At 61.0% G+C, this 25,944-nt stretch carries 19 protein-coding genes and 3 tRNA genes; 14 read left to right on the top strand and 8 right to left on the bottom strand.

Features of this window, described 5'->3' with window-relative positions; genetic code table 11:
• Nucleotides 1-165: 165 nt before the first annotated feature.
• Nucleotides 166-957, bottom strand: coding sequence for a DUF2076 domain-containing protein (locus tag DCL27_RS13100; RefSeq protein ID WP_005282824.1), 792 nt, complete (start codon nucleotides 955-957; stop codon nucleotides 166-168).
• 145 nt (nucleotides 958-1,102) lie between these two features.
• Entirely contained in the window at nucleotides 1,103-2,116 is a 1,014-nt protein-coding gene (locus DCL27_RS13095; RefSeq protein ID WP_005294910.1) for an aminopeptidase, read from the bottom strand.
• Nucleotides 2,117-2,499: 383 nt separating this feature from the next.
• Here DCL27_RS13095 and DCL27_RS13090 point away from each other — a divergent pair, with 383 nt between their 5' ends.
• The 11 genes from DCL27_RS13090 (at nucleotide 2,500) to recD (ending at nucleotide 18,451) form a co-directional block, all read left to right on the top strand.
• The gene (locus tag DCL27_RS13090; protein WP_370547562.1) at nucleotides 2,500-2,823 is read left to right on the top strand and encodes a DUF3561 family protein; all 324 of its coding nucleotides are present in this window, start codon (nucleotides 2,500-2,502) and stop codon (nucleotides 2,821-2,823) included.
• A gap of 219 nt (nucleotides 2,824-3,042) precedes the next feature.
• The gene (gene lgt, locus DCL27_RS13085) at nucleotides 3,043-3,912 is read left to right on the top strand and encodes a prolipoprotein diacylglyceryl transferase (protein ID WP_005282835.1); all 870 of its coding nucleotides are present in this window, start codon (nucleotides 3,043-3,045) and stop codon (nucleotides 3,910-3,912) included.
• Nucleotides 3,913-3,939: 27 nt separating this feature from the next.
• Complete coding sequence (thyA, locus tag DCL27_RS13080; protein ID WP_005282836.1) at nucleotides 3,940-4,734, top strand: thymidylate synthase; 795 nt, start codon at nucleotides 3,940-3,942, stop codon at nucleotides 4,732-4,734.
• A 135-nt stretch (nucleotides 4,735-4,869) separates the two neighbouring features.
• Nucleotides 4,870-5,352: a prepilin-type N-terminal cleavage/methylation domain-containing protein gene (locus DCL27_RS13075; RefSeq protein ID WP_035598396.1), complete on the top strand. Its 483-nt coding sequence runs from the start codon at nucleotides 4,870-4,872 to the stop codon at nucleotides 5,350-5,352.
• Entirely contained in the window at nucleotides 5,298-5,900 is a 603-nt protein-coding gene (locus DCL27_RS13070) for a peptidase (protein WP_223931168.1), read from the top strand. The genes DCL27_RS13075 and DCL27_RS13070 overlap by 55 nt, the downstream gene beginning before the upstream one ends.
• Nucleotides 5,897-6,379, top strand: a complete 483-nt coding sequence (locus DCL27_RS13065) for a DUF2509 family protein (protein WP_050979595.1) — start codon at nucleotides 5,897-5,899, stop codon at nucleotides 6,377-6,379. The genes DCL27_RS13070 and DCL27_RS13065 overlap by 4 nt, the downstream gene beginning before the upstream one ends.
• Nucleotides 6,354-6,638, top strand: coding sequence for a prepilin-type N-terminal cleavage/methylation domain-containing protein (locus tag DCL27_RS13060; protein WP_035598400.1), 285 nt, complete (start codon nucleotides 6,354-6,356; stop codon nucleotides 6,636-6,638). Before DCL27_RS13065 ends, DCL27_RS13060 begins: the two co-directional genes overlap by 26 nt.
• A gap of 73 nt (nucleotides 6,639-6,711) precedes the next feature.
• Complete coding sequence (gene recC / locus DCL27_RS13055) at nucleotides 6,712-10,095, top strand: exodeoxyribonuclease V subunit gamma (protein WP_035598389.1); 3,384 nt, start codon at nucleotides 6,712-6,714, stop codon at nucleotides 10,093-10,095.
• Nucleotides 10,096-10,162: 67 nt separating this feature from the next.
• Nucleotides 10,163-13,048: a pitrilysin gene (ptrA, locus tag DCL27_RS13050; RefSeq protein ID WP_080582835.1), complete on the top strand. Its 2,886-nt coding sequence runs from the start codon at nucleotides 10,163-10,165 to the stop codon at nucleotides 13,046-13,048.
• Nucleotides 13,048-16,608, top strand: coding sequence for an exodeoxyribonuclease V subunit beta (recB, locus tag DCL27_RS13045; RefSeq protein WP_035598386.1), 3,561 nt, complete (start codon nucleotides 13,048-13,050; stop codon nucleotides 16,606-16,608). Before ptrA ends, recB begins: the two co-directional genes overlap by 1 nt.
• Entirely contained in the window at nucleotides 16,598-18,451 is a 1,854-nt protein-coding gene (gene recD / locus DCL27_RS13040) for an exodeoxyribonuclease V subunit alpha (protein WP_035598383.1), read from the top strand. Before recB ends, recD begins: the two co-directional genes overlap by 11 nt.
• A gap of 5 nt (nucleotides 18,452-18,456) precedes the next feature.
• On the opposite strand, the gene argA is transcribed toward recD, so the two are convergent.
• Entirely contained in the window at nucleotides 18,457-19,782 is a 1,326-nt protein-coding gene (gene argA, locus DCL27_RS13035) for an amino-acid N-acetyltransferase (protein WP_005282851.1), read from the bottom strand.
• A gap of 236 nt (nucleotides 19,783-20,018) precedes the next feature.
• Here argA and amiC point away from each other — a divergent pair, with 236 nt between their 5' ends.
• Nucleotides 20,019-21,281, top strand: coding sequence for an N-acetylmuramoyl-L-alanine amidase AmiC (amiC, locus tag DCL27_RS13030; RefSeq protein ID WP_005282852.1), 1,263 nt, complete (start codon nucleotides 20,019-20,021; stop codon nucleotides 21,279-21,281).
• Nucleotides 21,282-21,406: 125 nt separating this feature from the next.
• On the opposite strand, the gene DCL27_RS13025 is transcribed toward amiC, so the two are convergent.
• From DCL27_RS13025 to DCL27_RS13015, 3 genes are all read right to left on the bottom strand, one after another.
• Nucleotides 21,407-21,483: transfer RNA gene (locus tag DCL27_RS13025), tRNA-Met, on the bottom strand.
• A 41-nt stretch (nucleotides 21,484-21,524) separates the two neighbouring features.
• Nucleotides 21,525-21,601 (bottom strand) — tRNA-Met (locus tag DCL27_RS13020).
• A 41-nt stretch (nucleotides 21,602-21,642) separates the two neighbouring features.
• Nucleotides 21,643-21,719, bottom strand: a tRNA-Met gene (locus DCL27_RS13015).
• A 223-nt stretch (nucleotides 21,720-21,942) separates the two neighbouring features.
• On the opposite strand from DCL27_RS13015, the gene mltA reads away from it, so the two are divergent.
• The gene (gene mltA, locus DCL27_RS13010; RefSeq protein WP_005294944.1) at nucleotides 21,943-23,094 is read left to right on the top strand and encodes a murein transglycosylase A; all 1,152 of its coding nucleotides are present in this window, start codon (nucleotides 21,943-21,945) and stop codon (nucleotides 23,092-23,094) included.
• Between the two features lie 98 nt (nucleotides 23,095-23,192).
• Complete coding sequence (tcdA, locus tag DCL27_RS13005; RefSeq protein WP_005282855.1) at nucleotides 23,193-24,014, top strand: tRNA cyclic N6-threonylcarbamoyladenosine(37) synthase TcdA; 822 nt, start codon at nucleotides 23,193-23,195, stop codon at nucleotides 24,012-24,014.
• On the opposite strand, the gene csdE is transcribed toward tcdA, so the two are convergent.
• Nucleotides 23,984-24,439, bottom strand: coding sequence for a cysteine desulfurase sulfur acceptor subunit CsdE (csdE, locus tag DCL27_RS13000; RefSeq protein ID WP_005282856.1), 456 nt, complete (start codon nucleotides 24,437-24,439; stop codon nucleotides 23,984-23,986). The genes tcdA and csdE overlap by 31 nt on opposite strands.
• A complete protein-coding gene (csdA, locus tag DCL27_RS12995; protein WP_035597760.1) occupies nucleotides 24,436-25,644 on the bottom strand; it encodes a cysteine desulfurase CsdA in 1,209 nt (402 codons plus the stop codon). The genes csdE and csdA overlap by 4 nt, the downstream gene beginning before the upstream one ends.
• Nucleotides 25,645-25,944 lie beyond the last annotated feature (300 nt).

Genomic DNA, 25,944 nt, shown 5'->3' with positions numbered 1-25,944 from the left:
TACATTTTGTTACATTGGTGATAAGTGATAAGTGATAAGTGATAAGTGATAAGTGATAAGTGATAAGTGATAAGTGATGGGGGACTGGCGGTGGGAGATTCGCTGTGAGTGACGGGGGGAGAGAGAGGGGGGACCCCTTCTCTCTGAGTGTGCTGCACCATGGCATTAGAAGAACGAGGAGTCGTCGTCGTCCCCGCCACCAAAGAAGCTACCATCTTGCTGATCGGCGAAGCCATCGTCTTGCCCGAAGCCGCCGTTGTTATCCTGGCGCCAATCGGCATTCTGCCAGTCGGCGTCGTTCTGGCCATTATCCTGGTTATTATTTTGGCTCTCGTCCGGGGCGTTATTGGCCTGGTCCGTGTTATCACCGTTATTGGTATTATCGGCGGCTGGCGTCTCATCGATGATGTTGACGATCTCTTCGGGTCGGCTCTGATGGAACAGACCGGTCAGCATGTTAGCCATCACCATCCCGCCAGCAACGCCGGCGGCGGTCTGCAAGGCGCCCCCGAGGAAGCTCCCCGCGCGTGAGGGTGCCGCAGGTTGGGCGGGTTGGGCATAGCCCGGTGCCGGTTGCCCGTAGCCTGGTTGCCCGTAGTTAGCGGCGCCGGGGATCGGTTGGCTGCCTAAGTTGCTGCGCGTCGCGGTGGGGGCACTGTTCTGCGGAGCACTCTGCCCGCCACCGAACAGACCGGACAGGAAACCGCCACTACTGCGCGGTTGACTTTGCAATTGGTTAACTTGTTGCTGCAACTGCTCGACCTGTTGATTCAGGCGCTTGAGCGCCGCCTCTTGGATCAGCATGGCTTGCGCCATGTAGTAGGGCGCGGCAGGCTGCTTGGTCAAGCACGCCTGGATCAGGCGTTCCGCCTCGACATCGCGCGGGCCGCTACCCGCTTCGGCCTGTTGCAGACGGGAAAAAAGACCTTCAATGATACGTTGTTCTTCAGTTTGCATAATCTGCCTCGACACTGCGCCTAGAATTGGGCACGGACCTCTGCCGCGCCTTTTGGATCATAATGTAGGGATGCTTTACGCCAATGCAATCCCCCTTTACGCAAAGCGACACAGTTTGCGGTTTCTCGACAATCGATGGGGATGATCAGTCGGCCAATTGTTCCAGCAACGGCAATAGGATCTTGACGCCCTCCCGAGTGCGGGCGCGGATCCGCCCCGGCAAATGCCGATCCAGGTAGCTCATGCTGTCATATTGCGGTTGGTGCCAACTGATCCCCTGGCTGAACAGGCGATCGTGCCGGGTCTGGCGCGCCGGATGTTGAGTGTCGATGGCGGAAAGCAGTAGCAGCGGCAGCCCGGCTTGAGAGAACAGCGCCAAGCCTTCATTTTGGCTGTTCGGCTGGCTGAGCGTACTGCCATTGGTATGGCAGAGGCTGACCCCTACACGTTTCGCCACTTTGAGCAGTCGAGCGCGGCTCTGTTCGGCAAAGGGTTGGCTACTGCTGCTGACACATAGCCGATCGCCGCTAATCAATGAGTCTAATCCAATGACTAGCAGGGTATTTTTCTTCTGCTCCGGGCTCATACGCGCGAGGTAGTTTTCGATGCCTTTCCCCCCCAGCTCTTGGGCGCTGAGTGCCAGGAAGCGAATGCTGGCATCGGTCTTCACCGTACGTAGGCGTTCGGCCAGCTCCAGCATCACGCCGACACCGGAGGCGTTGTCATCGACCCCTTGTAGCGTCAGCCCACCCAGGTTACGGTTGACGTCATCGTCACTCTGCGGCGTGAAGGTGTCCAGGTGGGCGACGATCAGGATCTGTTTATCGCTGCGTCCCGTTTTGGCGGCGATCACCGAGGTGGCGGTGACGTTATGCCAACTGCTCTTGCCGTTGCTGTCGCGGTAGTGGTAGCGGGTCTTAAAATCGCGCAGGTTGCTGTCGTAACCCATTTGGCGAAAGCGTTGATTGACATAATCGGCCATCATGAGTTCGGCGGGACTCCCCGCCATACGCCCAGGGAAATAGGTCGCAATATGACGTACCTCCTGCTCGGCGATCTTGCCGATAGGCTGATGCGTTTGTGCCATGGCCGGCGCGCAGAGCAGCGCTCCCAGGCAGAGAGCGGCCAGGGAAAGGGAGTGTGAGCAACGGGAAAACATCAGTCGGGCATCCTTTGTATCTGCCGCGGGAGCGTCGCCCAGGGGCAGGGAGAGTCATCTGACGCTATTATCTCCCGCACACGGGGAGGAAACAATTGTTACGGCCTAAATTCAGACTCGTGCTAGGCGCGCAGCGCGCTCCGACGCACATTATCGACACGCGTTACTCTAGGGCGTGGTGACCAACAATTGGTAACAAATTCGAACGCGCAAATGTTAGACGTTTTTACCGCCACGGTTATCATCAATGCCACATGCTGGCGTGATAGCCGTAAGGGCTGGCATCGGGCGTCCCGTGCCAGGCTGATACAGCCTGGCGTGTGACTGAGTGGCCGCATCTGGCCACTCGACTAAAGACTTTGCTGCCGCAGGATTCGGGTATGCTGATGAACGCCACCAACAGGCCAGTCGATGAACTGAGTCGCGCCGACTATGACGAGCCCTCCTACGCCTTGAGTGGCGGGGTGGCGGGCTTTCTCTTCTATTGGTTGGCGTTTGCCTTGCCGTTTGCGGTGTATGGCACCAACACCCTGCTTTTCCTGCTCTATACGTGGCCCTTTTTCTTGGCGTTATTACCGGTATCGGTATTGATCGGTATCTTATTAAACCGCTGGTTATCTGGGCGCCTGCTGTTTAGCCTGCCGCTCTGCGCTCTGCTGGTGGTGACGCTATTTTGGCAGACCTTTATTGCCTTGAGCGGTTGGTAATTTGCCGGATTCTCTCCCCCTCTTGCCCTCACGCCCTATTCCGGTAGCGCCTACCATCGCATCGCGAGTGTCACGCCAATTCGACGCAGATGGTTGCGCTACGATATGATTTTTTACACAACTTTATCGTCACGCATACACCGGTCATCCCGCCTTCCTATGCTATGATGCGCCTCTTGAGCGTATTTCCCCGTTTTTTAGACAGTATTGTGGTGACAGATGACGAACTATCTGCATTTCCCCAGTTTTAATCCGGTGATTTTCTCCATCGGTCCAGTCTCCTTGCACTGGTATGGATTGATGTACCTGGTGGGTTTTGTCTTTGCCATGTGGCTGGCGGTGCGTCGTGCTAACCGTCCCGGTAGTGGCTGGACCAAGGATGAAGTCGAAAACTTGCTATATGCCTGCTTCCTCGGAGTGTTCCTCGGTGGACGTATCGGCTATGTGCTGTTCTATAATCTGCCGTTGTTTCTCGATAACCCATTGTATCTCTTCAAGGTCTGGGACGGCGGTATGTCCTTCCATGGTGGCCTGATCGGGGTGATCGTGGCCATGTTGTGGTTCGCCCGTCGCACCAAACGCACCTTCTTCCAAGTTTCTGATTTTATTGCACCATTGGTACCATTTGGTCTGGGCGCCGGGCGTCTGGGGAACTTTATCAATGGCGAGCTGTGGGGGCGTGTCACGCTGGATACCCCTTGGGCGATGCTCTTCCCGGGGTCGAGCAGCGAAGATATGCAGCTGGCGGCCACCCATCCACAATGGCAAGCGGTGTATAACCACTTCGGCATGCTGCCGCGTCATCCTTCTCAGCTGTATGAGTTGTTATTAGAGGGGGTTGTGCTGTTTATCATCCTGAACCTGTTCATCCGCAAGCCGCGTCCAATGGGCAGTGTCTCGGGGCTGTTCCTGGTGGGTTACGGCGCCTTCCGTATCATCTGCGAATTCTTCCGCCAGCCGGACGCGCAGCTGGGTCTATTTGACGGGGTGATCAGCATGGGGCAGATCCTCTCCATCCCGATGATCCTGGCCGGCATCATCATGATGGTTTGGGCCTACCGCCGCCAACCGCGCGCGCAGATATCCTGATTTTTTACGTAGAGAGTTAGAGGTGACATGAAACAGTATCTGGATTTGATGAGAAAAGTGCTGGATGAGGGGACACCCAAGGCCGATCGTACCGGCACCGGCACCCTGTCGATTTTTGGCCATCAGATGCGTTTCAATCTGCAACAGGGCTTTCCGCTGGTGACCACCAAGAAGTGCCATCTGCGCTCCATCATTCACGAGCTGCTGTGGTTCCTCAAGGGGGAGACCAACGTCAACTACCTGCACGACAATAACGTCACCATTTGGGACGAGTGGGCCGATGAGCAGGGTGATCTTGGACCGGTGTATGGTAAACAGTGGCGTGCCTGGGGATGTGCCGATGGCCGTCAGGTGGATCAGATCAGCCAGGTGATGGCGCAGCTGCGTCAGGATCCCGATTCGCGGCGTATTATCGTCTCCGCCTGGAACGTGGGCGAACTGGATCAGATGGCGCTGGCGCCTTGTCACGCCTTCTTCCAGTTCTACGTCGCCGATGGTCGTCTCTCCTGCCAGCTCTATCAGCGCTCCTGTGACGTCTTCCTCGGTCTGCCGTTCAACATCGCCAGTTATGCCCTGTTGGTGCACATGATGGCGCAGCAGTTGGATTTAGCGGTGGGCGACTTCGTCTGGACCGGTGGCGATACCCACTTGTACAGCAACCATATGGAGCAGACCGCGTTGCAACTGAGCCGCGAGCCGCGCCCATTGCCGCGCTTAGTGTTGGCCCGCCGTCCGGCATCGATCTTCGACTACCGTTTCGAAGACTTTATCATCGAAGGTTACGATCCTCATCCGGCGATTAAGGCCCCCGTTGCCATCTAAGGATGTGCATCACCGTTCATCCCGTTGCAAACGCCGGCCCTGTGCCGGCGTTTTTTATGGCGTCGTACCGCGTTTCGTTGCCCCTGACATTGGTCGCGAGGCTTCGGCCCCCTAGGCTGAGGGTGGAGGTGTCGGGTGCGTAGCGTTCAAGAGGGATATACCTTACTGGAGATGATGCTGGTGTGTGTCTTGCTGGCGCTGCTGGCCGCCGGTGCGACACCGCTATGGATGGAGCGGCGTGCGGCGCAGCGGCTACTGGATGAGACGCTACGCCTGCAACGCTATCTGCTGGCATTGCGTGATCAGGCGTTTTACAGCAATACGGCGCGCCCGATCGGGTTACGGCACACCCCGGGGTGGGATTGTCTGGTGACGCGCCCTGGGGATGATTGCCAGGCCAGCACCGCCTTTGTGCCGACACCGTCCTTACGTCTGGAGGCACAACTCTCGCCCGCGGCAGGATTCTACGGGCAACGCAATACGGCTCAGCCCGGCCATGTTCGCCTCAGCGATACGCACCATGCCACGCGGGTGATCTGGTCAGCACAGGGGAGGGTGAGAGTATGCGCCGAGCACGGTTTGCCATCGCTGGCGCCTTGCAACGCCAGCGGGGAATGAGTCTCTTATCGTTGATGTTATCGCTTACCCTCGGGGCGCTGGTGTTATCGGCGGCGTTACGTCTGGTCGGCGAGCTACGACGTCAGGGGCTGTCCGCACAGCGCGAGCAGCAGCGTAACGCGGAGGGGGAGGCATTACTGGCACGTCTGGAGAAGGATGTGCGGCGCAGTGGTTTCTGTGCGTCGCCTTGTCGCCTTCCCGCGCCGCCCCTCGAAATTGCGGCCGTTAGCGGGGAGGCCCCCGCCTCCTGTATGTTGCTGGCCTATGATGAGGATGGCGATGGCCGTGTGGTACACGCGGAACGCGTCGGCTGGCGCTTACGGCAGGCGGCGTTAGAGACGCGGCGTGGCGTGACCTCGTGCCAGGGGGGCGGTTGGGAGCGGGTCAGCGATCAAGGCCGCTGGCGCGTTAACAGCTTGGTATTTCGTCCCTTGCCCATGGGGATCGCCATCACCCTGGCATTGACGGAACGCGATCGACGCGATCCCATCTGGCAACGTCAGGTCTGGTTGGTGACGCCTAATCTGGCCGCGGGACGCGGGCGATGAGACCGCGGAGGTGTCGTCAGCGGGGCGTCATCGTGTTGGCGACGCTATTGGCCGCCTTGACGTTGGCGTTGGGCTGGGTAGTGGCACAGCAGGCTCAGACGCGCGATCTGTGGCAGCGCCACCTTGCCGGGCGGCGTCATTGGCAGGCCGAGGCTCAGGCCGATCTCTGGTTGGCACGGGCGCAACGTTTGCCCTGGCGCGCTAGCGCCCGTTGGCGTTGCCGTCGCTTGGCTGAGCACTGGTGGGCCTGCCTGCGTGCCACGGGGCATCAGGAGGCATTGCTCTGCATTGGTGGGCGGCCCGAGTTACTGGGCTACTCGCTCGTGCGTATTCGCTACCTGTGGAGTGAGGCACATGCACGGACACGATACTATCGGGCGCAGCCCAGCGGTTGGCTCGATTACCTCCCCGGCGCAGAGGGATGCCCGCCAGCGGGGGAGTGGATTGCTGGAGGTGATGGTGGCGTTGCTGCTAACTAGCGTCGGTCTGTTGGGGCTGATTCAGACGCAGCGCGCGCTGCTACACACCCAACGGTTACAGCTACAGCGTCAGGAGGCTTGGCGCTGCGCACGCGAGGGGCTAGCGCAGGCGGCATTGCATCAACCCTTGTCTCCCATGCCGCCGGGGTGGCGGCGTACGCTTGAGTCGCATCCCGAAGGGACATGTCAGCGGTTACGCTGCCGGGTCAGCACACCGCTGGGCGATACGGCCAGCCTGGAAAAGTTGATTTGCCCTTGAGCGGCGTTCGCGGTAGCTTGAGCGCAAAATTCCACTGTCCGCATCGCAGGGCGGCGCTCGACCCGGAGAGGCTATGTTTACCGTTTATCACTCCAACCAACTGGATGTCCTAACGCAACTGATGGCGGCCTTGATGCAGGGGCAGCCGCTGGACAATCCCTTCGAGCGCGAGGTGATCCTGGTGCAGAGTCCGGGGATGGCGCAATGGTTGCAGATGGAGCTGGCGCGCAGCTTCGGGATCGCCGCCAATATCGATTTTCCCCTGCCGGCGACCTTCATCTGGGACCTGTTTACGCGCGTGCTGCCGGATATCCCACAGCGTAGCGCCTTCAGCAAAGATGCGATGACCTGGAAGCTGATGTGGCTGTTGCCCCAGTTCCTGATACGTCCCGAGTTTGCGCCGTTGGCCCACTACTTAAGCGACGATGCGGATCGGCGTAAGCAGTTTCAACTGGCGGCACGTATCGCCGACCTGTATGACCAATACCTGGTATATCGTCCCGAGTGGTTGCAGCGCTGGGAGCAGGGGACATTGATTGATGATCTCGACAGTGCCCAGCTGTGGCAGGCTCCTCTATGGGTCGCACTGCGCGACTACACCGAGCGTCTGGGTCAGCCGCAGTGGCACCGCGCCAACCTCTATCAGCGTTTTATCCAGGCGTTGCAGCAGGCTGACCAGCCACCGGCCGGGCTACCGCGGCGGGTCTTCATCTGCGGTATTTCGGCCTTGCCGCCGGTTTATCTGGAGGCATTGCGCGCCCTGGGGGAACACATCGATGTGCATCTGATGTTTACCAACCCCTGTCGCTACTATTGGGGCGATATTCAGGACTATGCTTTCCTTGCCCGGTTACAGAGTCGGCGGCGGCGCGATTACTTGCTGGCCCAGCGCACGCTGGGTGAGAGTCACAGTACGCTGTTCCGTACGCCGGAACAGGCCTCGGCACTTTTTGGCGAGGATGGTGAACAGCAGCTGAGTAATCCGCTGCTCGCCTCCTGGGGGAAGCTGGGGCGCGATCACATGTACCTATTGGCCCAGCATGGGCCACAGGAGGTCAGCGCCTTCGTCGATCTGGATCAAGACACACTGCTGCAGCGTATTCAGCGTGACATGCTGGAGTTAGAGGATCATGCCTGCATCGCCGATTCGCCGCAGACGTTGCAGGACAGCAGCCGGAAGCGTCTGTTGGCGCCCGATGATCGCAGTATTAGCGTCCATGTCTGCCACAGCCCGCAACGTGAGGTCGAGGTACTGCACGATTGTCTACTGGACATGTTCGCCGCCGATCCTACCCTCAGCGCGCGCGACGTGATCGTCATGGTCGCCGACATCGACAGTTATGCGCCCTTCATTCAGGCGGTCTTCGGCAACGCCCCCGCGGCGCGCTATTTACCCTTCGCCATCTCTGACCGCAGCGCCCGCCAGTTACACCCGGTGGTGCAGGCGACGCTGGCGTTGCTCGATCTGCCCAACAGCCGCTTCACCGCCGAGCAGGTGCTGGCGTTGCTGGAGGTGCCGGCGCTGACCGCTCGCTTTGCCATCGACGAGGAGGGCATCCGCCTGTTGCGCCACTGGGTCGAGGACTCTGGCATTCGTTGGGGGCTGGATGACGAGGCGGTGCGCGCGCTGGCGCTCCCTGCGACGGGTCAGCACACCTGGCAGTTCGGCCTGACGCGTATGCTGTTGGGGTATGCCATGGACAGCCGCTGCGGCGACTGGCAGGGCGTGTTGCCCTATGACGAGTCCAGCGGCAGCGTCGCCGAGTTGGTCGGCCATCTGGCGCAATTCTTGGCGGCTCTGCGTGACTGGCGCCAGCGTCTGGGGCAGATGCAGACACTGGCGCAATGGCAGCCATTGTGTCGCGAGTTGCTCGATACCTTCTTTCTTACCGATGCCGACAGCGAGGCGGTCTGCGCGCTGATCGAGCAACAGTGGTTACAGTTGCTCGCCGATGGACTGACATCGAATTACGCCGAGACTCTGCCGATCGCGTTGTTGCGTGACGAGTTGGCGGCGCGTCTGGATACGCAGCGCATCAGCCAACGCTTCCTCGCCGGGCCGATTAACTTCTGTACCCTGATGCCGATGCGCTCCATTCCATTCAAGGTGGTGTGTCTGTTGGGCATGAACGATGGCGTCTACCCGCGCACCCTGGCACCGTTGGGCTTCGATCTGATGGCCGGAAAGGTACAGCGCGGCGATCGCAGCCGGCGTGACGATGACCGTTATCTGTTCCTTGAAGCGTTGCTCTCGGCGCAACAGCGTCTGTATATCAGCTATATCGGCCGTTCGGTACAGGATAATACGGCGCGCTATCCCAGCGTGTTGGTCAGCGAACTGCTGGAGTATATCGCCCAGAGCCACTGCTTGGCCGCCGATCGGCAACGGGATGTCGACAGCAGCGCCGCGCGGGTGATGACACACCTGTGTCATCTCCATCCGCGGGTGCCCTTCGATGCCGAGAACTTCGACCCGGCTAGCGAATACCAGAGTTACGCCAATGAGTGGTTACCGGCCGCCAGCGGGCAGGGGACGGAGCAGCCACCCTTTGCGGTCAGTCTGGCGCCGCAGGCGCTCGAGACGCTGACGCTGGATGCGTTGATCCGCTTCTACCGTCACCCGGTGCGCGCCTTCTTCCAACAGCGTCTGGGGGTGAGCTTCACCCGCGAAGAGAGCGAACTGCCGGAGGAGGAGCCGTTCACCCTGGATGCCCTTAGTCGTTATCAGATCAATCAGTTGCTGCTCAATCGGCTGATCGCCGGTGAAGAGGTAATGCCGCTATACCGTCAGATCCGCGCCGCCGGTACGTTGCCCTTCGGGGCTTTTGGCGAGCTGTGGTGGCAGGCGCAACACACGGAGATGGCGCAGTTGGCGCAGCGGGTCGGGGAGGTATTCCAACCGGGCGAGAGCCTGGAGATCGACTGTACCCTGGCGGGCTGCCGTCTAAGCGGTTGGTTGCCCCAGGCGCAAGCCGAAGGGGTGGTACGCTGGCGTCCTGCCGAGCTGGGGGCGACGGATGGCCTGGTCTTGTGGATCGAGCATTTGCTGTTTTGCCTCACCCAGGGGAGGGGCGAGAGCTGGATGTTTGGTCGTAAAAATACGGCCTGGCACTTCAGCGGGATTGAGGTCACCCAGGCGGAACAGGCATTAGAGCAGTTGATCGCCGGTTATCGTCTGGGTATGCAGCAGCCGTTGCTGCTGACGCGTAGCGGATGGCAATGGCTAAAGTGCTGTTATGATAAAGAGACGGCGCAGTTGTTGACGGATGAGGCGGTCCTCGCCAAGGCACGTAGCAGCCTCACTCAATGCTGGAACGGTGATGCCTTCGCCAGTGGCGAGGGGCAGGATGCCTATCTGCAACGGGTGGTGAGGACGCTGGATGAGACGGCGCTACAGGCCATTACGAACCAGGCACAGCGCTTTTATCTGCCGTTGTTACGCCATAACCTGGCGTGACGAGGGGGCGAGGAAGTGAGGCGTTACGCGATGGGCGCCGACGACAGAATTGAGAGGGGGAGAGAGCGTGATACGTAGACAAGGTAGGGTGATAGTCCTCTGGCTATTGCTGCTGTTGTGGGCCCCGTTGGGCATGGCCGCCGTGGGCTGGCAACCGTTGGCCGAGAGCATCAACAAGAGCGCCGGTGATCCGCGCGCTTATCAGGCTATCCGTTTAGATAACGGTATGAAGGTGGTGTTGGTCTCGGATCCGCAGGCGCCGCACTCACTCGCGGCGTTAGCCTTACCGGTCGGATCGCTGGATGATCCCGCGAGTCAGCTCGGGTTGGCACACTACCTGGAGCATATGGTGTTGATGGGGTCGAAGCGTTTCCCACAACCGGATAACCTGTCGGAGTTTCTCAAGAAACATGGTGGCAGCTATAACGCCAGCACCGCCTCGTACCGGACGGCCTACTATCTCCAGGTGGAGAACGATGCCTTAGCGCCGGCGTTGGATCGTCTGGCCGACGCCATCGCCGAGCCGCTACTGGATAAGGGCAACGCCGATCGGGAGCGCCATGCGGTGAACGCCGAGTTGACGCTGGCCCGTTCGCGTGACGGCCTGCGTATGGAGCAAGTCTCCGCCGAGACACTCAATCCGGCCCACCCCAGCGCCCGTTTCTCCGGGGGGAACCTGGAGACGCTGAGCGATAAGCCCGGCAGTAATCTGCACCAGCAGTTGGTGGCCTTTTATCAGCGTTACTATTCCGCCAACCTGATGGTTGGGGTGATCTATGGTGATCAGCCGCTGCCCGCGTTGGCGGCCTTAGCGGTGCAGAGTTTTGGCCGTATCGCCAATCGCCATGCGACGGTGGCACCGATCGACGTACCGGTGGTGACGCCGGCTCAGCAGGGCATCATCATTCATTATGTCCCGGCTCAACCACGCCGTATGCTTCGCATCGAATACCGCATTCCTAACGACAGCGCCGCGTTCCGTAGCAAGACTGACACCTACATCAGTTACCTGATCGGCAATCGGAGTAAGAACACGCTGTCCGACTGGCTGCAACGCCAGGGGCTGGCCGAGTCCATCAGCGCCGGGGCCGATCCGTTAGCCGATCGCAACGGCGGTGTCTTTAACATCAATGTCGCCCTGACGGAGAAGGGGGTCGCCGAGCGGGGACGGGTGATCGCGGCGATTTACGATTACCTACGCCTACTCCGTACCCAGGGCATCAAGCAGAGCTACTTTGACGAGATAGCCCATGTGCTGGCGCTCGACTTTCGTTACCCGTCGATCACCCGTGACATGGGATACGTCGAGTGGATGGTCGATATGATGCTGCGCGTGCCGGTCGCCCATGTATTGGACGCCCCCTATTTGGCCGATCGCTTCGATCCCCAGGCGATCGCCGCGCGTCTCGACAGCATGACGCCGCAGCAGGCGCGTATCTGGTTTATCGGCCCCGACGAGCCGCACAATAAGCTGGCCTATTTCGTCGATGCGCCCTATCAGGTCGACCGCATCACGCCGCAACAACTGGCGCGTTGGCAGCGCGATGGGCGGGATATCTCGCTGTCGTTACCGGCGCTCAATCCCTATATTCCCGATGACTTCGCCCTGATTAAGCCGGTCACGCCCACCCCTAGCCATCCGCAGGCGATCGTCGATCGCCCGGGGTTGCGCGCGTTGTATATGCCGAGTCGCTACTTTGCCGATGAGCCGAAGGCGGACATCACGCTGGCGCTGCGTAACCCGCTCGATGGCGACCAGGCGCGAGGTCAGGTGCTCTTTGTCTTGACCGACTACCTGGCCGGATTGGCGTTGGATCAGTTGGCCTATCAGGCTTCGGTGGGGGGGATCGGCTTCTCGACCGGCTATGACGATGGGCTGGTGATCAGCGCCAGTGGTTTCACCCAACGCATGCCACAACTACTCAGCGCGCTGCTTGAGGGGTATCGGGGCTTCACCCCGACCGAGGCGCAGCTGGCGCAGGCTAAGTCATGGTATCGTCAGCAACTCGACGCCGCCGATAAGGCCAAGGCCTTCGAGTTGGCGATGCAGCCGGTGCGGGCACTTTCCCAGGTGCCCTATAGTGAGCGCGCCGCGCGCCGCGCCCTGTTGCCATCGATCACCCTGGCAGACATCGTGGCGTATCGTACACGACTGATCGAGGGAGCCTCACTGGATCTGTTGGCGGTGGGTAACCTCTCCGCCGAGCAGGTGAGCCTGCTGGCCGAGCGCATCAGTAAGCAATTGCATACCCAGGGCACGCGCTGGTGGTATGGTCGCGATGTGGTGATCACCCAGCCGACGGCGGCGACGCTGCATCAGGCGGGTAGCAGCAGCGACTCGGCGTTGGCCGCCGTGTATGTACCGACGGGATACGATGAGGTGGCGGGCATGGCGCGTAGTCAGTTGTTGAGCCAGATCCTACAACCCTGGTTCTACGATCAGCTGCGCACCCAGGAACAACTGGCCTATGCGTTGTTTGCCTTCCCGACCTCGGTCGGGCGTCAGTGGGGGCTGGCCTTCCTGCTGCAGAGTAACAACCGTGCGCCGGATTACGTATATGGTCGCTATCAAGCCTTCTACGCCCAGGCGGAGCGGCGTCTGGCGGCCTTGAGTGAGGCCGACTTTGATCAGTATCGCCAGGCCCTGATCACTCAGCTCCGCCAGCGTCCGCAGACGCTGTCCGAGGAGGCGGGGCGTTTCCAGGGCGACTTTGCCCGCGGCAACCTGGCCTTCGACACGCGAGAGAAGCTGATCGCGGCCTTGGGCGCGTTGACGCGCGCCGATCTGCAGCGCTTCTTCCGTCAAGCGGTCATGGCACCGCAGGGGTTAGCCGTGTTGTCCCAGGTGATGGGGCAGAGCGCCCAAGGGCAATATGCCCAGCCGGCGGGATGGCATAACTACCCTGACGCCAGCGCCCTGCAACGGAGTCTGAAGATCGAGGTCAGCCGTTGATGATGGCGACGCATACGCTGGATCCGCTTACGCTGCCGCTGCGTGGCGCGCGCCTGATCGAGGCCTCGGCCGGTACCGGCAAGACCTTTACCCTGGCGGCGCTCTACCTACGTCTGCTGTTGGGGTTGGGGGAGGAGCATGCCTATCCGCGCCCGTTGGCGGTCGAGGAGATCCTGGTGGTGACCTTTACCGAGGCCGCCACCGAGGAGCTGCGTGGGCGCATTCGCAGCAATATTCACGATCTACGCCTGGCTTGTCTGCGTGGCTACAGCGCGCATCCGTTGCTGAGCGCTCTACTGAGGCAGATCGCCGATCTGCCTCAGGCGGCGGCCTTGCTCCTGGCGGCGGAGCGGCAGATGGATGAGGCGGCGATCTACACCATTCATGGCTTTTGTCAGCGCATGCTTAGCCAAAACGCCTTCGAGTCTGGGGTTCTGTTTCAGCAGACCTTGTTGCAGGATGAGTCTCAGCTGCAACGCCAGGCCTGTGCCGATTTCTGGCGGCGCCACTGTTACCCCTTGCCCCAGGCGGTGGCGGCGATCGTCAGCCAGCTGTGGAGCGGCCCGGAGGCTCTCTTAGCCGAGTTACGCCCCTACTTGTCGGGCGAGATGCCGCTGCTACGACCGGCCAGCGCGCTTCAGGAGTCGGTGGAGCAGCGCCATCGGGCGCTGATCGCCCGTATCGAGGCGCTTAAGGCGGCCTGGCGCGAGCAGGGCGGGCAGGTGGCTGCGCTGATCGCCGACTCGGGCGTGGATAAGCGCAGCTACAGTAGTCGCCATCTGCCCAAATGGTTGGATGAGATGGCGGCCTGGGCGCAACAGGAGACACTGGACTACCAGTTGCCGGGATCCATCGAACGCTTCGCCCAGGCGACGCTGGAACAGAAGACCACGAAAGGTAGCGCACCGCGTCACGCCCTGTTCGCCGCCGTCGAGGCGTTGCTGGCCGAGCCGCTGTCACTGCGCGATGTGCTGCTGGCGCAGGCGCTGGTCGCCGTCAGGGAGAGCGTGCAGCAGGAGAAACGGCGTCGTGCCGAGCTGGGGTTCGACGATCTACTCAGTCGTTTGGCCCAGGCGCTTGATGCGCAGGCGGGGGAGGCCTTAGCCGCCGCTATTCGCCAGCGTTACCCGGTAGCGATGATCGATGAATTTCAGGATACCGACCCGCAACAATACCGTATCTTCCACCATATTTACGGCGGGGCGGCTCAGGCCGAGACGGCGTTGCTGCTGATCGGCGATCCCAAGCAGGCGATCTACGCCTTCCGCGGCGCGGATATCTTCACCTATCTACAGGCTCGCGCGGCGGTGGAGGCGTGTTACACCCTGGGTACCAACTGGCGTTCGGCTCCCGGCATGGTGCAGGCGGTCAATCGTCTTTTCTCCCTGTCCCCCGCCCCCTTTTTGTTCGACGAGATCCCCTTCTTGCCGGTGGCAGCCGCGCCGAAGAATGCCCATCATCGGCTGCTGATCGACGATGTCGCGCAGGCGGCGTTGGATCTGTGGCTGTACGACGTACCCGGCTGTAGCCAGCAAGAGTACCTGCATGTGATGGCGCAACGCTGTGCGACGCAGATCCGCGATTGGCTCAGCGCCGGGCAACGGGGAGAGGCGCGGTTGATCGGCGAGGATGAGGGTGCGGAGGGGCGGCCGCTGTGCGCCGCCGATATGACCATCCTGGTACGCAGTCGCCATGAGGCGACGGTGATGCGTGATGCCTTGAGTGCCCTCAACATCCCCTCGGTGTATCTGTCGAACCGTGACAGCGTCTTCTCTACCCCGGAGGCCCGCGATCTATTGTGGCTGTTGCAGGCCATCCTGGCACCAGCGCAGAGCCGTACCCTGCGCAGCGCCTTGGCTGTCGGCCTGTTGGGGCTGAGTGCCGCCGAGCTGGATGCATTGAATCAAGATGAGCGGCGATGGGATGCGGTAGTGGATGAGTTCGATGACTACCGGCGCCACTGGCAGCGGCGTGGCGTCTTACCGATGTTGCGTGAGTTGATCGGCCGCCGTCGCTTGGCCGAGAACCTGTTGGCGACGTCGGGGGGCGAGCGCCGTTTGACCGATGTGTTGCATCTGGGCGAGTTGTTGCAGGAGGCGGCGCAGCAACTGGAGAGCGAGCCGGCGCTGGTGCGTTGGTTGGCGCAGCAGATCGATAGCCCGCAGCCGCAGGCGGAGAGCCAGCAGATGCGCTTGGAGAGCGATCGGCACTTGGTACAGGTGGTGACCATTCATAAGTCCAAGGGATTGGAGTTTCCCGTGGTCTTTTTGCCCTTCGTCGCCACCTTTCGCCGCCAGCGTCAGGGGCTGTATCACGAATCCCACAGCCTACAAGCCGTCTGGGATCTGTGCGCGGACGAGCAGGCGTTGGCTCGAGCCGATCAGGAACGTCTGGCGGAGGATTTGCGCCTGTTGTACGTCGGCGTCACTCGCTCCATCTACTATTGTGCGTTGGGTATCGCCCCGCTGGTGCTCGGCAATCGCAAGAAGCAAGGTGAAAGCGACTTGCACCATAGCGCGTTAGGGTATCTGTTACAGCGCGGCGACGCCTGCGATGCCGAGGGGTTACATCAGGCGTTGCAGGCATTACAGGATGACGATATCCGCCTGACGCGTCTGGCTCCTGTCGACGTCGAGGCCTGGCAAGGCCCACTCGCGACGGCGCGTACCTTGTGCGCTAAGGCCTTCAACCGCTCGCTGCGCGACACCTGGCGCGTGACCAGTTATTCGGCGCTGCAACAACATGGCAGCAGTGGGCGTTACCTGGAGCTGTTGCCCCATCTGGACATCGATGCCGCCGGCGAGCACCGCGCTCCGCCCGCACCGAGCCTGGATGCCCATAGTTTCCCGCGCGGCGCCGCACCGGGCACGTTTCTACACAGCCTCCTAGAGGCGTTGGATTTCACTCAGCCTATCGATGAACTCTGGCTGGCCGAACGTTGCCAGGAGCAGGGCTTAGCGCCCGAGTGGGTGCCCGCATTGGCGCATTGGTTAACGCAAATCCTCCTGGCGCCGTTAGATGCGCAAGGGTTGAGTCTGAGCCAACTGGCGCCGACGCATTGCCAGCCCGAGTTGCAGTTCTACCTGCCGATCGCCCGTCCGCTCGATCCCGCCCGGCTAGATGAGGTGATCCGGCGCCATGACGCGCTGTCGGCCCAGAGCCCCCCGTTGGCGTTTAACGCGGTCGACGGCATGCTGAAGGGGTTTATCGATCTGGTGTTCTGCCATCGTGGGCGTTACTACCTGCTGGATTATAAATCGAACTGGTTGGGTGAGACGGGAAAGGCCTACAGCGATGCGGCGATGGCGGCGGCGATGGTATCGCACCGTTACGACCTGCAGTATCAGCTGTATAGCCTGGCCTTACACCGTTATCTGCGCCACCGTGTGGCTGACTATGACTATCAGCGCCACTTCGGGGGGGTATTTTACTGTTTCCTGCGCGGCATGACGCGTGCGGTGCCGGGGCAGGGCGTCTTCGCCTGCCGACCCTCGCAGGCGTTGGTGACGGCCTTGGATCGTCTGTTCGCTGGGGAAGAAGGAGATGACGATGTGCGATGAGCTGCTTTCCCAGTTGGCGCAACAGCACAGCCTGCGCCCCTTGGATCTGCAATTTGCCCACCTATTGGCTCCGCAACAGCCCCATCTGGCGCTGGCGGCGGCGTTGGTTAGCCTGGAGCTGGCGGCGGGGCATGTCTGCTTGCCCTTGTCGGCGCTGAGCGTCACGGCGTTGAGTCGACGCTTTCCGGAGCAGGCCGATCGTTGGCCTCCCCTTCTTGGCGGTTGGGACGAGGATCGTTGGCAGGCCTATCTGTTGGCGCAACCCTGTGTCAGTCACGGCGAGCGGGCGACCCCGCTGGTGGTTAGCCACGGTAATCTGTATCTGCAACGTCTCTGGCAGGATGAGGGGACGGTCGCGACATTCTTCGCCACGGCCTGCGCGCAGCAGAGCGCGGATAGTCCACGGCTGACGGCGGTGTTGGCGCAGTTGTTCCCGCGTGCGGATCACGAGGAGCCGGATTGGCAACAGGTGGCGGCGGCGGTGGCGGTGACGCGCCGGGTGGCGGTGATCTCGGGAGGGCCCGGCACCGGAAAAACCACCACGGTGGCGCGCCTGTTGGCGGCCTTGGTCGCGTTGGCGGCCGAGCGTCCGCCGCGGATTCAACTGGCGGCACCGACCGGTAAGGCGGCGGCGCGATTGAGCGAGTCGCTAGGCCAGGCATTGGCGCGATTGGCATTGCCACCGCATCAGGCCGAGGCATTGCCACGTGAGGCGCTGACCCTGCATCGCCTGTTGGGCGCACGCGCGGACAGCGCCCGTCTGCGTTACCATCGAGACAATCCGCTCCATCTGGATGTCTTGGTAGTCGACGAAGCATCGATGGTCGATCTGCCGATGATGGCGCGCCTGATCGAGGCATTGCCGCCGCAGGCACGTTTGATTCTGCTGGGCGATCGCGATCAATTGGCCTCCGTCGAGGCCGGTGCCGTGTTGGGGGAGTTGTGCCGTTTCGCCGAGTATGGCTTCAGTGCCCCCCGCGCCGCCGAGTTGAGTCGCCTGTGCGCGGCACCGATCCCCGCCGGGCCGGCGCAACCGGCGCTGGCGTTGCGCGACGCCATCAGCCTATTACGCCGTAGCTATCGTTTCGCCGCCGATTCGGGCATCGGCCGCCTGGCACAGGCGGTCAATCAGGGCGAACGACGCGCGGCCTTGGCCTGTCTGGAGGCGGCCTTCGCCGATCTGCGCTGGCGTGAGATGGTGCAGGATGATGACTACCTGGCGTTGTTGGACGCTTGTCTGGCGGGGTATCGCCCGATGCTGGAGGGCATCCGTGCGGGACAGGAGCCCGCCCAGATCCTGGCGGAGTTCGCCCGTTTCCGTCCGTTGTGCGCCCTGCGGGAGGGGCCATTCGGCCTGCATGGCTTGAACGAGCGCATCGCCTTGACGCTACAGCGCGCCGGCCTGTTGCAGCGTGGGGCAGGCGAGAAGGCCTGGTATGCCGGACGTCCGGTGATGATCACCCGTAATGACGCCAGTCAGAAGCTGTTCAACGGCGATATTGGCATCACCTTAGGCGATGAGCAGCAGGGCTGGCTGGTGTGGTTTATCGCGAGCGATGGCCAGACGCGTGCGGTGCAGCCAAACCGGCTGCCGCCTCATGAGACCGCCTGGGCGATGACGGTGCACAAGTCGCAGGGGTCGGAGTTTGACCATACCCTGCTGGTGTTGCCGAGCCACCCCTCGCCGGTGGTGACGCGGGAGCTGGTGTATACCGCCATCACCCGTGCGCGTGACCAATTGACCGTATTCGCCACCCGTGCGGCGTTGGAGCGCGCCATTCGCACCCCGACGGAGCGCCGCAGCGGGCTGATGGCTCGCCTGTTGGCGGCCGCCGCAGCGTGAATCGGTTACAGTTCGGTCAATAAGATCTTAGAGCGGCGCTGGTAGTTATACAGCGCCTTTTTCTGTTGCGGCAGCAGGTCGACCTCCACCGGACGGAAACCGCGCTCCTGAAACCAATGGATGCTGCGTGTGGTCAGCACAAACAGCTTCTCCAAGCCCATCAGGCGCGCCTGGGCGGTGATGCGTTGCAGTAATTGTTCGCCGCGCGCCGAGTTGCGGTATTCCGGGTGCACCGCCACGCAGGCCATCTCCCCCATGCGCTCCTGCTCGAAGGGGTAGAGGGCGGCGCAGGCGATGGTCATGTTGTCGCGTTCGATCAGGGTGAAACGTTCGATCTCGCGTTCCAACTGCTCGCGCGAACGGCGCACCAGGATCCCCTGTTGCTCCAGCGGACGGATCAGCGCCAAGATGCCGCCGATATCGTTGATATTGGCGCGGCGGATCTGCTCGGCGCTCTCCATCACGATCTGGGTACCGATCCCATCGCGAGAGAATAACTCTTGCAACAGGGCGCCGTCCTCCCGATAGCTGATGAGATGGCTACGCCGTACTCCGCTCCGGCAGGCGTTGATCGCGCCGCGTAGGAAACGCGCCTCCCCCTCGCCTGCCAACCCCTCACGCTCCAGTACGGCGATGCGCTGCTCTGCCTGGTTGGGCAGCAGTTCAGAGAGAATGACGCCGTCGTCGTCGCGTACCCCTTGTTCGGCACAGAAACCGATCAGTTTCTCCGCGCGTAGCTTAATCGCCAGATGGGTGGCGATCTCCTCACTGGTAAGATTAAAGCTCTCGCCAGTGACCGAGACCGCCACCGGCCCGAGCAACACGATGGCGCCGGCATCCAGCTGATTGCGCAGGGCGGCCTCATCGATGCGACGGATGCGCCCGCTGTGGCAATAGTCGACGCCATCATCCACCCCCAGCGGCTGTGCGATGACGAAGTTGCCGCTGACGACGTTAATATGCGCGCCGGCCAGCGGCGTATTGTTGAGGCTCATCGATAGGCGGGCGGTGATGTCCAGTTGGAGTTGACCGGCGGCCTGCTTGACCAGCTCCAGGGTGCGTGCATCGGTGACCCGAGTCTGTTTATGGTAGCGGGCCGGCTGATGTTGCTGCTGGAGCAACGCATCGATCTGGGGGCGGGCGCCATACACCACCACCAGGCGGATGCCGAGACTATGCAGCAGTGCGATGTCGTTGATGATACCGGCGAAGTTATCGTCGGCGATCGCCTCCCCACTCAGCATGATGACGAACGTCTTGCCATGGTGAGCGTTGATATAGGGTACAGAGTGGCGAAACCCCTGAACCAGTTCGGTGCTGCGCTCCTTCATGCTGCTTCCTTTTTGAATTTTTATTCGAATAAAGTGTATTTTTATTCTGTTACTGTACAAAAGGCAAGCGGCAAATGGTCGTCATAGTGTGGATGGCGCGGAGCGAGGACATAGATTGTTAAATTCTCGCCGGGATTTTCTGATGACATCCCTGGAGGGTTTCGCTAAAGTTTCGCCGGTCTTTTCCCGGCGCAGGGGTGCCGGAGCGGTGTTGTAGCGTGATTCCTTGGGGTTACATGACAGATTCCAACCATAGCCTAACGCGTCGTCGCCTGTTGCAGGCCGCGGCGGCCACTTGGTTTCTCAGCGTGAGTCGCGTCGGTTTTGCCGCGGCGGCGCAGGTTATCGCCGTGCGGGTATGGCCGTCGTCGACCTATACCCGTGTGACGCTGGAGTCGAGCCAGCCGCTGAAGTATAAGCAGTTTGCCCTCAGCAACCCCGATCGTATCGTGGTCGATATCCAGGGCGTTCATCTCAACAGTGTGCTTAAGGGCATTGGCCACCAGGTTCAGGGCGGCGATCCCTATCTGAAGCATGCGCGAGTGGGGCAGTTCGATCAGGATACCGTGCGCTTGGTGCTGGAGTTGAAGCAGAACATCAGCCCGAAGGTGTTTACCCTCGCACCATTCGCCGAGTTTAAAAATCGTCTGGTGGTCGATCTCTATCCCGCCGCCGGATCGTCCGCCGCCCGTACGGAGGATGAGGACGATCCCCTGCTGGCCTTGTTGGAAGATTACAACAAGGGCGATCTGGAACGCACCCTACCTAAGGCGGGTCCACAGAAGGGGAAGGCGGGGCGTGATCGCCCGATCATCATCATGCTTGACCCTGGCCATGGCGGCGAAGATCCCGGAGCCATCGGCAAGAGCCGTACGCGCGAGAAGGATATCGTGCTGAAGATCGCCCACCGTCTCAGCGCGCTGATCAAACGTCAGCCTAACATGCGGGTCTATATGACACGCTACGAAGATGTCTTCATCCCCCTCAAGGTGCGGGTCGCCAAAGCGCGCAAGCAGCGTGCCGATCTGTTCGTCTCTATCCATGCCGACGCCTTTACCAGTCGGACGGTACGCGGCTCATCGGTCTTCGCCTTATCGACTAAGGGGGCGACCAGCGCCGCGGCACGTTATCTGGCGCAGACCCAGAACGAGTCGGATGAGATTGGTGGGGTAAGCCGCAGCGGCGATCAATATTTGGACCATACCATATTCGATCTGATGCAGACCGCGACCATCAATGATAGCCTGAAGTTTGGGCGTGAGGTGTTGAATCGTTTGGGTAAGGTTAACAAGCTGCATAAGAATCGCGTCGATCAGGCCGGTTTCGCGGTGCTGAAGGCGCCCGATATCCCCTCGATCCTGGTGGAGACGGCGTTTATCAGCAACGTAGAAGAGGAGCGGCGTCTGCGTACCAGCGCCTTTCAGCAGCAGGTTGCCGAGGCGATCCTGGCCGGGATTAAGGCTTACTTCGCGAATGGCGGACAACTGGCGAAGCGTTAGCGTTGACGATGGGGTGTCACCCAAGGGGCGCGTCAGATAGGTAACGAGAAATCGGAGCCGTGAGAGGTGGCGAACGCCAGATGCAAAAAAACACCCATAAGGGTGTTGATTGATGCTGACGGAATTGGTTGCGGGGGCCGGATTTGAACCGACGACCTTCGGGTTATGAGCCCGACGAGCTACCAGGCTGCTCCACCCCGCGTCCGTCATACTACTATCATATTGTTGCGCTGCGTATCGAATTGGTTGCGGGGGCCGGATTTGAACCGACGACCTTCGGGTTATGAGCCCGACGAGCTACCAGGCTGCTCCACCCCGCGTCCGTCATACTACTATCATATTTTTTCGCTGCGCATCGGATTGGTTGCGGGGGCCGGATTTGAACCGACGACCTTCGGGTTATGAGCCCGACGAGCTACCAGGCTGCTCCACCCCGCGTCCGATGAGGGCGAATAATACACGCCATCTGACGGGATGCAAGAATTTTTTGACAAACCTCACCAATTAGCCCGTCATTCGCCTGAATATCAGGCGTATTGGCTTAATTTCATCCATATCATAGCGTGGCGTGATTTTTTTATTTCCTTCAATTCCTTTCAGGATAGGGGTTTGTTATGGTGCGCCAGTGGTAATCGAGCGACACGGAGCAAGAAGGCGAGAGATGAAAGGGCGTTGGGGAAAATACGCAGTATGTGGGTTAGTGGTGGCGCTGATGGCGGGATGTTCCTCCCGGCCGACGGATCGGGGCCAACAGTATAAGGATGGTACCCTCAGCCAGCCGCTGGAGCTGGTTAATCATCCGAATGCGAAGGGAAAACCGGTCAATGGTAAGGATTTCGTCGAGCAGGTCGATGCCATCCGCCAGGCTTCGCCTTCACTCTATACGCGCCATGTTGACAATTTCGAGGCGGTCACCGAATGGCTGATGGCGGGTGCCGATACGCGCAAACTGGCGCAGTTTGGTCTCAACGCCTACCAGATGGAGGGCGTCGATAACTTCGGTAACGTACAGTTCACCGGTTACTACACCCCGGTCGTCGAGGCGCGCAAGACGCCGCAGGGGGCATTTCAATACCCGTTATACCGTATGCCGCATAAACGTGGCCGCCTGCCAGCCCGTTCGGCGATCTACGACGGCGCCCTGGATAACCGCAACTTGGAGATTGCCTACAGCAACTCGCTGATGGATAACTTCATGATGGAGGTGCAGGGGAGCGGTTATGTCGACTACGGCGATGGTCAGCCGCTGACATTCTTCGGTTATGCCGGTAAGAATGGCCATGCCTACCGTAGTATCGGTAAGGTATTGATCGATCGTGGTGAGGTGGCAAAGGCCGATATGTCGATGCAGGCGATCCGTCAATGGGCGGACAACCACAGTCGATCCGAGGTTCGTGAGCTGTTAGAGCAGAACCCCTCCTTTGTCTTCTTCAAACCGGAACAGTTTGCCCCGGTAAAAGGCGCTAGCGGGGTGCCGTTGGTGGCGCGCGCCTCTGTCGCCTCTGATCGCTCGCTGATCCCGGCCGGTTCGATCCTGCTTGCCGAAGTACCGCTGTTGAACCAGCAAGGTAAATTTACCGGTCACTACCAGATGCGACTGATGGTCGCGCTGGATGTCGGCGGCGCCATTAAGGGGCAGCACTTCGATATCTATCAAGGCATCGGGCCAGAGGCTGGGCACTGGGCCGGTTACTATAACCACTATGGCCGTGTCTGGCTGCTGAAGACGCCGCAGAGCGGCGCTCCGCTCTTTAACGCCTACCATCCTCAGCCTGCTCACCACGGTGATGGGCAGATGTTGGTGCGTAACTGAGGCTTGCATCGTGTTAACGGGGGGCGTCGCCCCCCTTTTGTTTTTTTCTCCATCCCCTATACTGCCCGGCAGTTTTCATGCTTTGAGGGAGCGCGCTCATGACCACACCATTTTCTGACGCCTACTGGCAACGCTTCAGTGGGATTGCCCGGCTGTATGGCCGCCCGGCCTTGGAGACCTTTGCCAACGCTCACTTCTGTGTCATCGGCTTAGGTGGGGTGGGCTCTTGGGCTGTTGAGGCATTGGCTCGCAGCGGGATCGGTGCCTTGACCTTGGTCGATATGGATGATGTCTGTGTGACCAACACCAACCGTCAGATCCAGGCGTTACGCAGCACCGTCGGGCAGCCGAAGGGCGAGGCGTTAGCCGCGCGTATTCGTGAGATCAATCCGGAGTGCCGGGTGACCTGCGTGGATGATTTCATCACCTCGGAGAATGTCGCGACGATCCTTGCGCCCTCTTTCGACTATGTGATCGATGCCATCGATAGCGTCCGTCCCAAGGCGGCGCTGCTGGCCTACTGCCGTCGCAATAAGATCCCCGTGGTAAGCACCGGCGGCGCCGGCGGTCAGATTGACCCGACCTGTATCACGGTCGCCGATCTGGCGAAGACCATTCAGGATCCGTTGGCGGCGAAGGTGCGTGAGCGCCTGAAGGCGGATCATCGCATCGTTAAAAACAGCAAGGGAAAGTTGGGCATCGACTGTGTCTTCTCCAGTGAGGCGCTGGTCTACCCACAAGCGGACGGTAGCGTCTGCGCCCAACGGAGCACCGCCGAGGGACCGAAACGCATGGATTGTAGCGCGGGCTTCGGTTCGGTGACCATGGTGACCGCCAGCTTTGGCTTCGTAGCGGTCTCCCATGCGTTGAAGAAGCTGCTGGCACGCGCTCAGCGTAGGGCTTCATCCCCCAGCATATAACGTCGGGCAATGGCTTGAACGCCCTGCGACAGGGCATTCAAGCCGCTGCTGCGCGAGGCGCTGAGCTGCGCCATAATGTCGAGCTCGGCAAACAGCGCCAAGGGATCGCTGGCTAACACCTGGGCCGGCGTCTTCCCCTCCACCGCCGTTAACAGAATCGCCAACAATCCCTTGACGATGCGTCCTTCGCTATCGCCGTAGAAATGCAGCGTGCCATCCTCCAGCAGCTCACCCTCTAGCCAGACACGATTTTCACATCCCGCCAGCTCCGCCTGCTGAGCGCGTAGCGCCGCGTCTAACGGTGGTAGCTCGCGCGCCAGCATGATCAATTGGCGGTAGCGATCCTCCCATTGGCTAAGCGGAGCGAAACGCTGCTGGAGCATCTGCGTGGTGATCTGGCGACCAAAGGGATGGGGGGCCTTCATAGCGGATCCTCATTAAGTAGTGAGACGGCTTGCGTGACGGCTTGTAGCAATGCCTGCACGTCGTCCGGGGTATTATAGGGGGCGAAGGAGGCGCGTAGTGTGCCGCTGACGCCCAACGCCTGCATCAGCGGCGCGGCACAGTGGGCTCCACTACGTAGCGCGACGCCCTGCTCGGCGATCAGGGTCGCGAGATCGCTGTGATGGATACCGGCGAAATTGAATGCCAATAGTGGGCTGCCGGGGGCTCGGTAGCTGATGAAACCAGGCAATGCGCCCAGCGCCGCTTCGGCCTGCTGCGCCAGTTGTCGGCAATGCTGTTCGGCGGCTTGACGATCGCAGCCCGCTAACCAGTCGAGGACAGCGGCGAAGCCGATTACCCCAGCAATGTTGGGCGTGCCGGCCTCGAAGCGATGCGGGACGGCTTGCTCGGTAAAGCCGCTAAAGTCGGCGTGGGTCAGCATCTTGCCGCCGCCCTGCCAGGCGTGCATGTCGTTGAGTAGGGAGCGTTTGCCATATAGCACGCCTAACCCGCAGGGGCCATATAGCTTGTGGGCCGAAAATGCGTAGAAGTCGATATCGGCGGCGTGGACGTCCAGAGGGTGATGGACGACACCCTGTGCGCCATCGATCAGTACCACACAGCCGTGAGCGTGGGCTTGGGCGATGGCCGACGCCAGATCCGGGCAACCGCCGGTGACGTTAGACATTTGTCCCAGCGCCAGCAGTCGGGTGCGCGGGCTGAGCAAGGTAGGCAGTTGCGCCAGATCGGGCAGACCGCGCGTATCCACCGGCAGCTTGACGACGCGGGCCTGGCACTGCTCGGCGACCATCAGCCAGGGGATCAGATTGGCATGGTGCTCGGCCTCACTGACCAGGATCTCGTCGCCGGGTCGCAGGCGCGGCCGCAGGTAGCTTTGTGCCACCAGGTTGATCGATTCGGTTGCCCCCTTGCTCCAGACGATTTCGTGCGCCTCGGCGCCGATCAACGTCGCGACCTGTTGCCGGGCCTGTTCGAAGCGCTCGGTCAGGCGGCGGGCCGCGGCGTGTTGGCTGCGGTGGACCGTCGCGCCCTCTGCGGCGTAATAGTGTTGTAGGGCCTCCAGCAGCACGCGCGGCTTCAGCGCGGTGGCCGCGCTGTCGAGATAGACCCCCTCTGTTTCCAGGGCAGGGAAGTCGCGGCGCAAGGCCATAAAGTCAAAGGTCATGGGCAGGATCTCAGTAATTCGGCGCGGAAAGGGCGGTGGATCGCCTTGCCAGGATTAACAGGATTAATCCGAGAGCAGGCTCACATTTGGTGCCACTTCTGCGGCGTGGCGCAGCGCGCGGGGCCTCAATGGCCGGCATTTTAAACCGAGGGGCGGCGATGATGAAGCGATTCTGTGGGCTTTTGTCCCAGCGATAGCGGAAAAAAAAGCACCGCAATAGGCGGTGCTACTAAATCACTATGGACAGACAGGGTAAATGTACAGGAAGTGAAAAACGGCAGGGCTTACGCCACCGCCATG

The organism is Edwardsiella tarda ATCC 15947 = NBRC 105688, assembly GCF_003113495.2.
Classification (GTDB): domain Bacteria; phylum Pseudomonadota; class Gammaproteobacteria; order Enterobacterales; family Enterobacteriaceae; genus Edwardsiella; species Edwardsiella tarda.
The sequence above is the reverse complement of the archived record's forward strand: the minus strand, read 5'-3'. Positions and strand labels throughout refer to the sequence as shown.

Coding starts and splice junctions, on each gene's coding strand:
- DCL27_RS13100 (WP_005282824.1), bottom strand. CDS start 957: ATGCAAACTGAAGAACAACGTATCATTGAAGGTCTTTTTTCCCGTCTG.
- DCL27_RS13095 (WP_005294910.1), bottom strand. CDS start 2,116: ATGTTTTCCCGTTGCTCACACTCCCTTTCCCTGGCCGCTCTCTGCCTG.
- lgt (WP_005282835.1), top strand. CDS start 3,043: ATGACGAACTATCTGCATTTCCCCAGTTTTAATCCGGTGATTTTCTCC.
- thyA (WP_005282836.1), top strand. CDS start 3,940: ATGAAACAGTATCTGGATTTGATGAGAAAAGTGCTGGATGAGGGGACA.
- DCL27_RS13070 (WP_223931168.1), top strand. CDS start 5,298: ATGCGCCGAGCACGGTTTGCCATCGCTGGCGCCTTGCAACGCCAGCGG.
- DCL27_RS13065 (WP_050979595.1), top strand. CDS start 5,897: ATGAGACCGCGGAGGTGTCGTCAGCGGGGCGTCATCGTGTTGGCGACG.
- recC (WP_035598389.1), top strand. CDS start 6,712: ATGTTTACCGTTTATCACTCCAACCAACTGGATGTCCTAACGCAACTG.
- recB (WP_035598386.1), top strand. CDS start 13,048: ATGATGGCGACGCATACGCTGGATCCGCTTACGCTGCCGCTGCGTGGC.
- recD (WP_035598383.1), top strand. CDS start 16,598: ATGTGCGATGAGCTGCTTTCCCAGTTGGCGCAACAGCACAGCCTGCGC.
- argA (WP_005282851.1), bottom strand. CDS start 19,782: ATGAAGGAGCGCAGCACCGAACTGGTTCAGGGGTTTCGCCACTCTGTA.
- amiC (WP_005282852.1), top strand. CDS start 20,019: ATGACAGATTCCAACCATAGCCTAACGCGTCGTCGCCTGTTGCAGGCC.
- mltA (WP_005294944.1), top strand. CDS start 21,943: ATGAAAGGGCGTTGGGGAAAATACGCAGTATGTGGGTTAGTGGTGGCG.
- tcdA (WP_005282855.1), top strand. CDS start 23,193: ATGACCACACCATTTTCTGACGCCTACTGGCAACGCTTCAGTGGGATT.
- csdE (WP_005282856.1), bottom strand. CDS start 24,439: ATGAAGGCCCCCCATCCCTTTGGTCGCCAGATCACCACGCAGATGCTC.
- csdA (WP_035597760.1), bottom strand. CDS start 25,644: ATGACCTTTGACTTTATGGCCTTGCGCCGCGACTTCCCTGCCCTGGAA.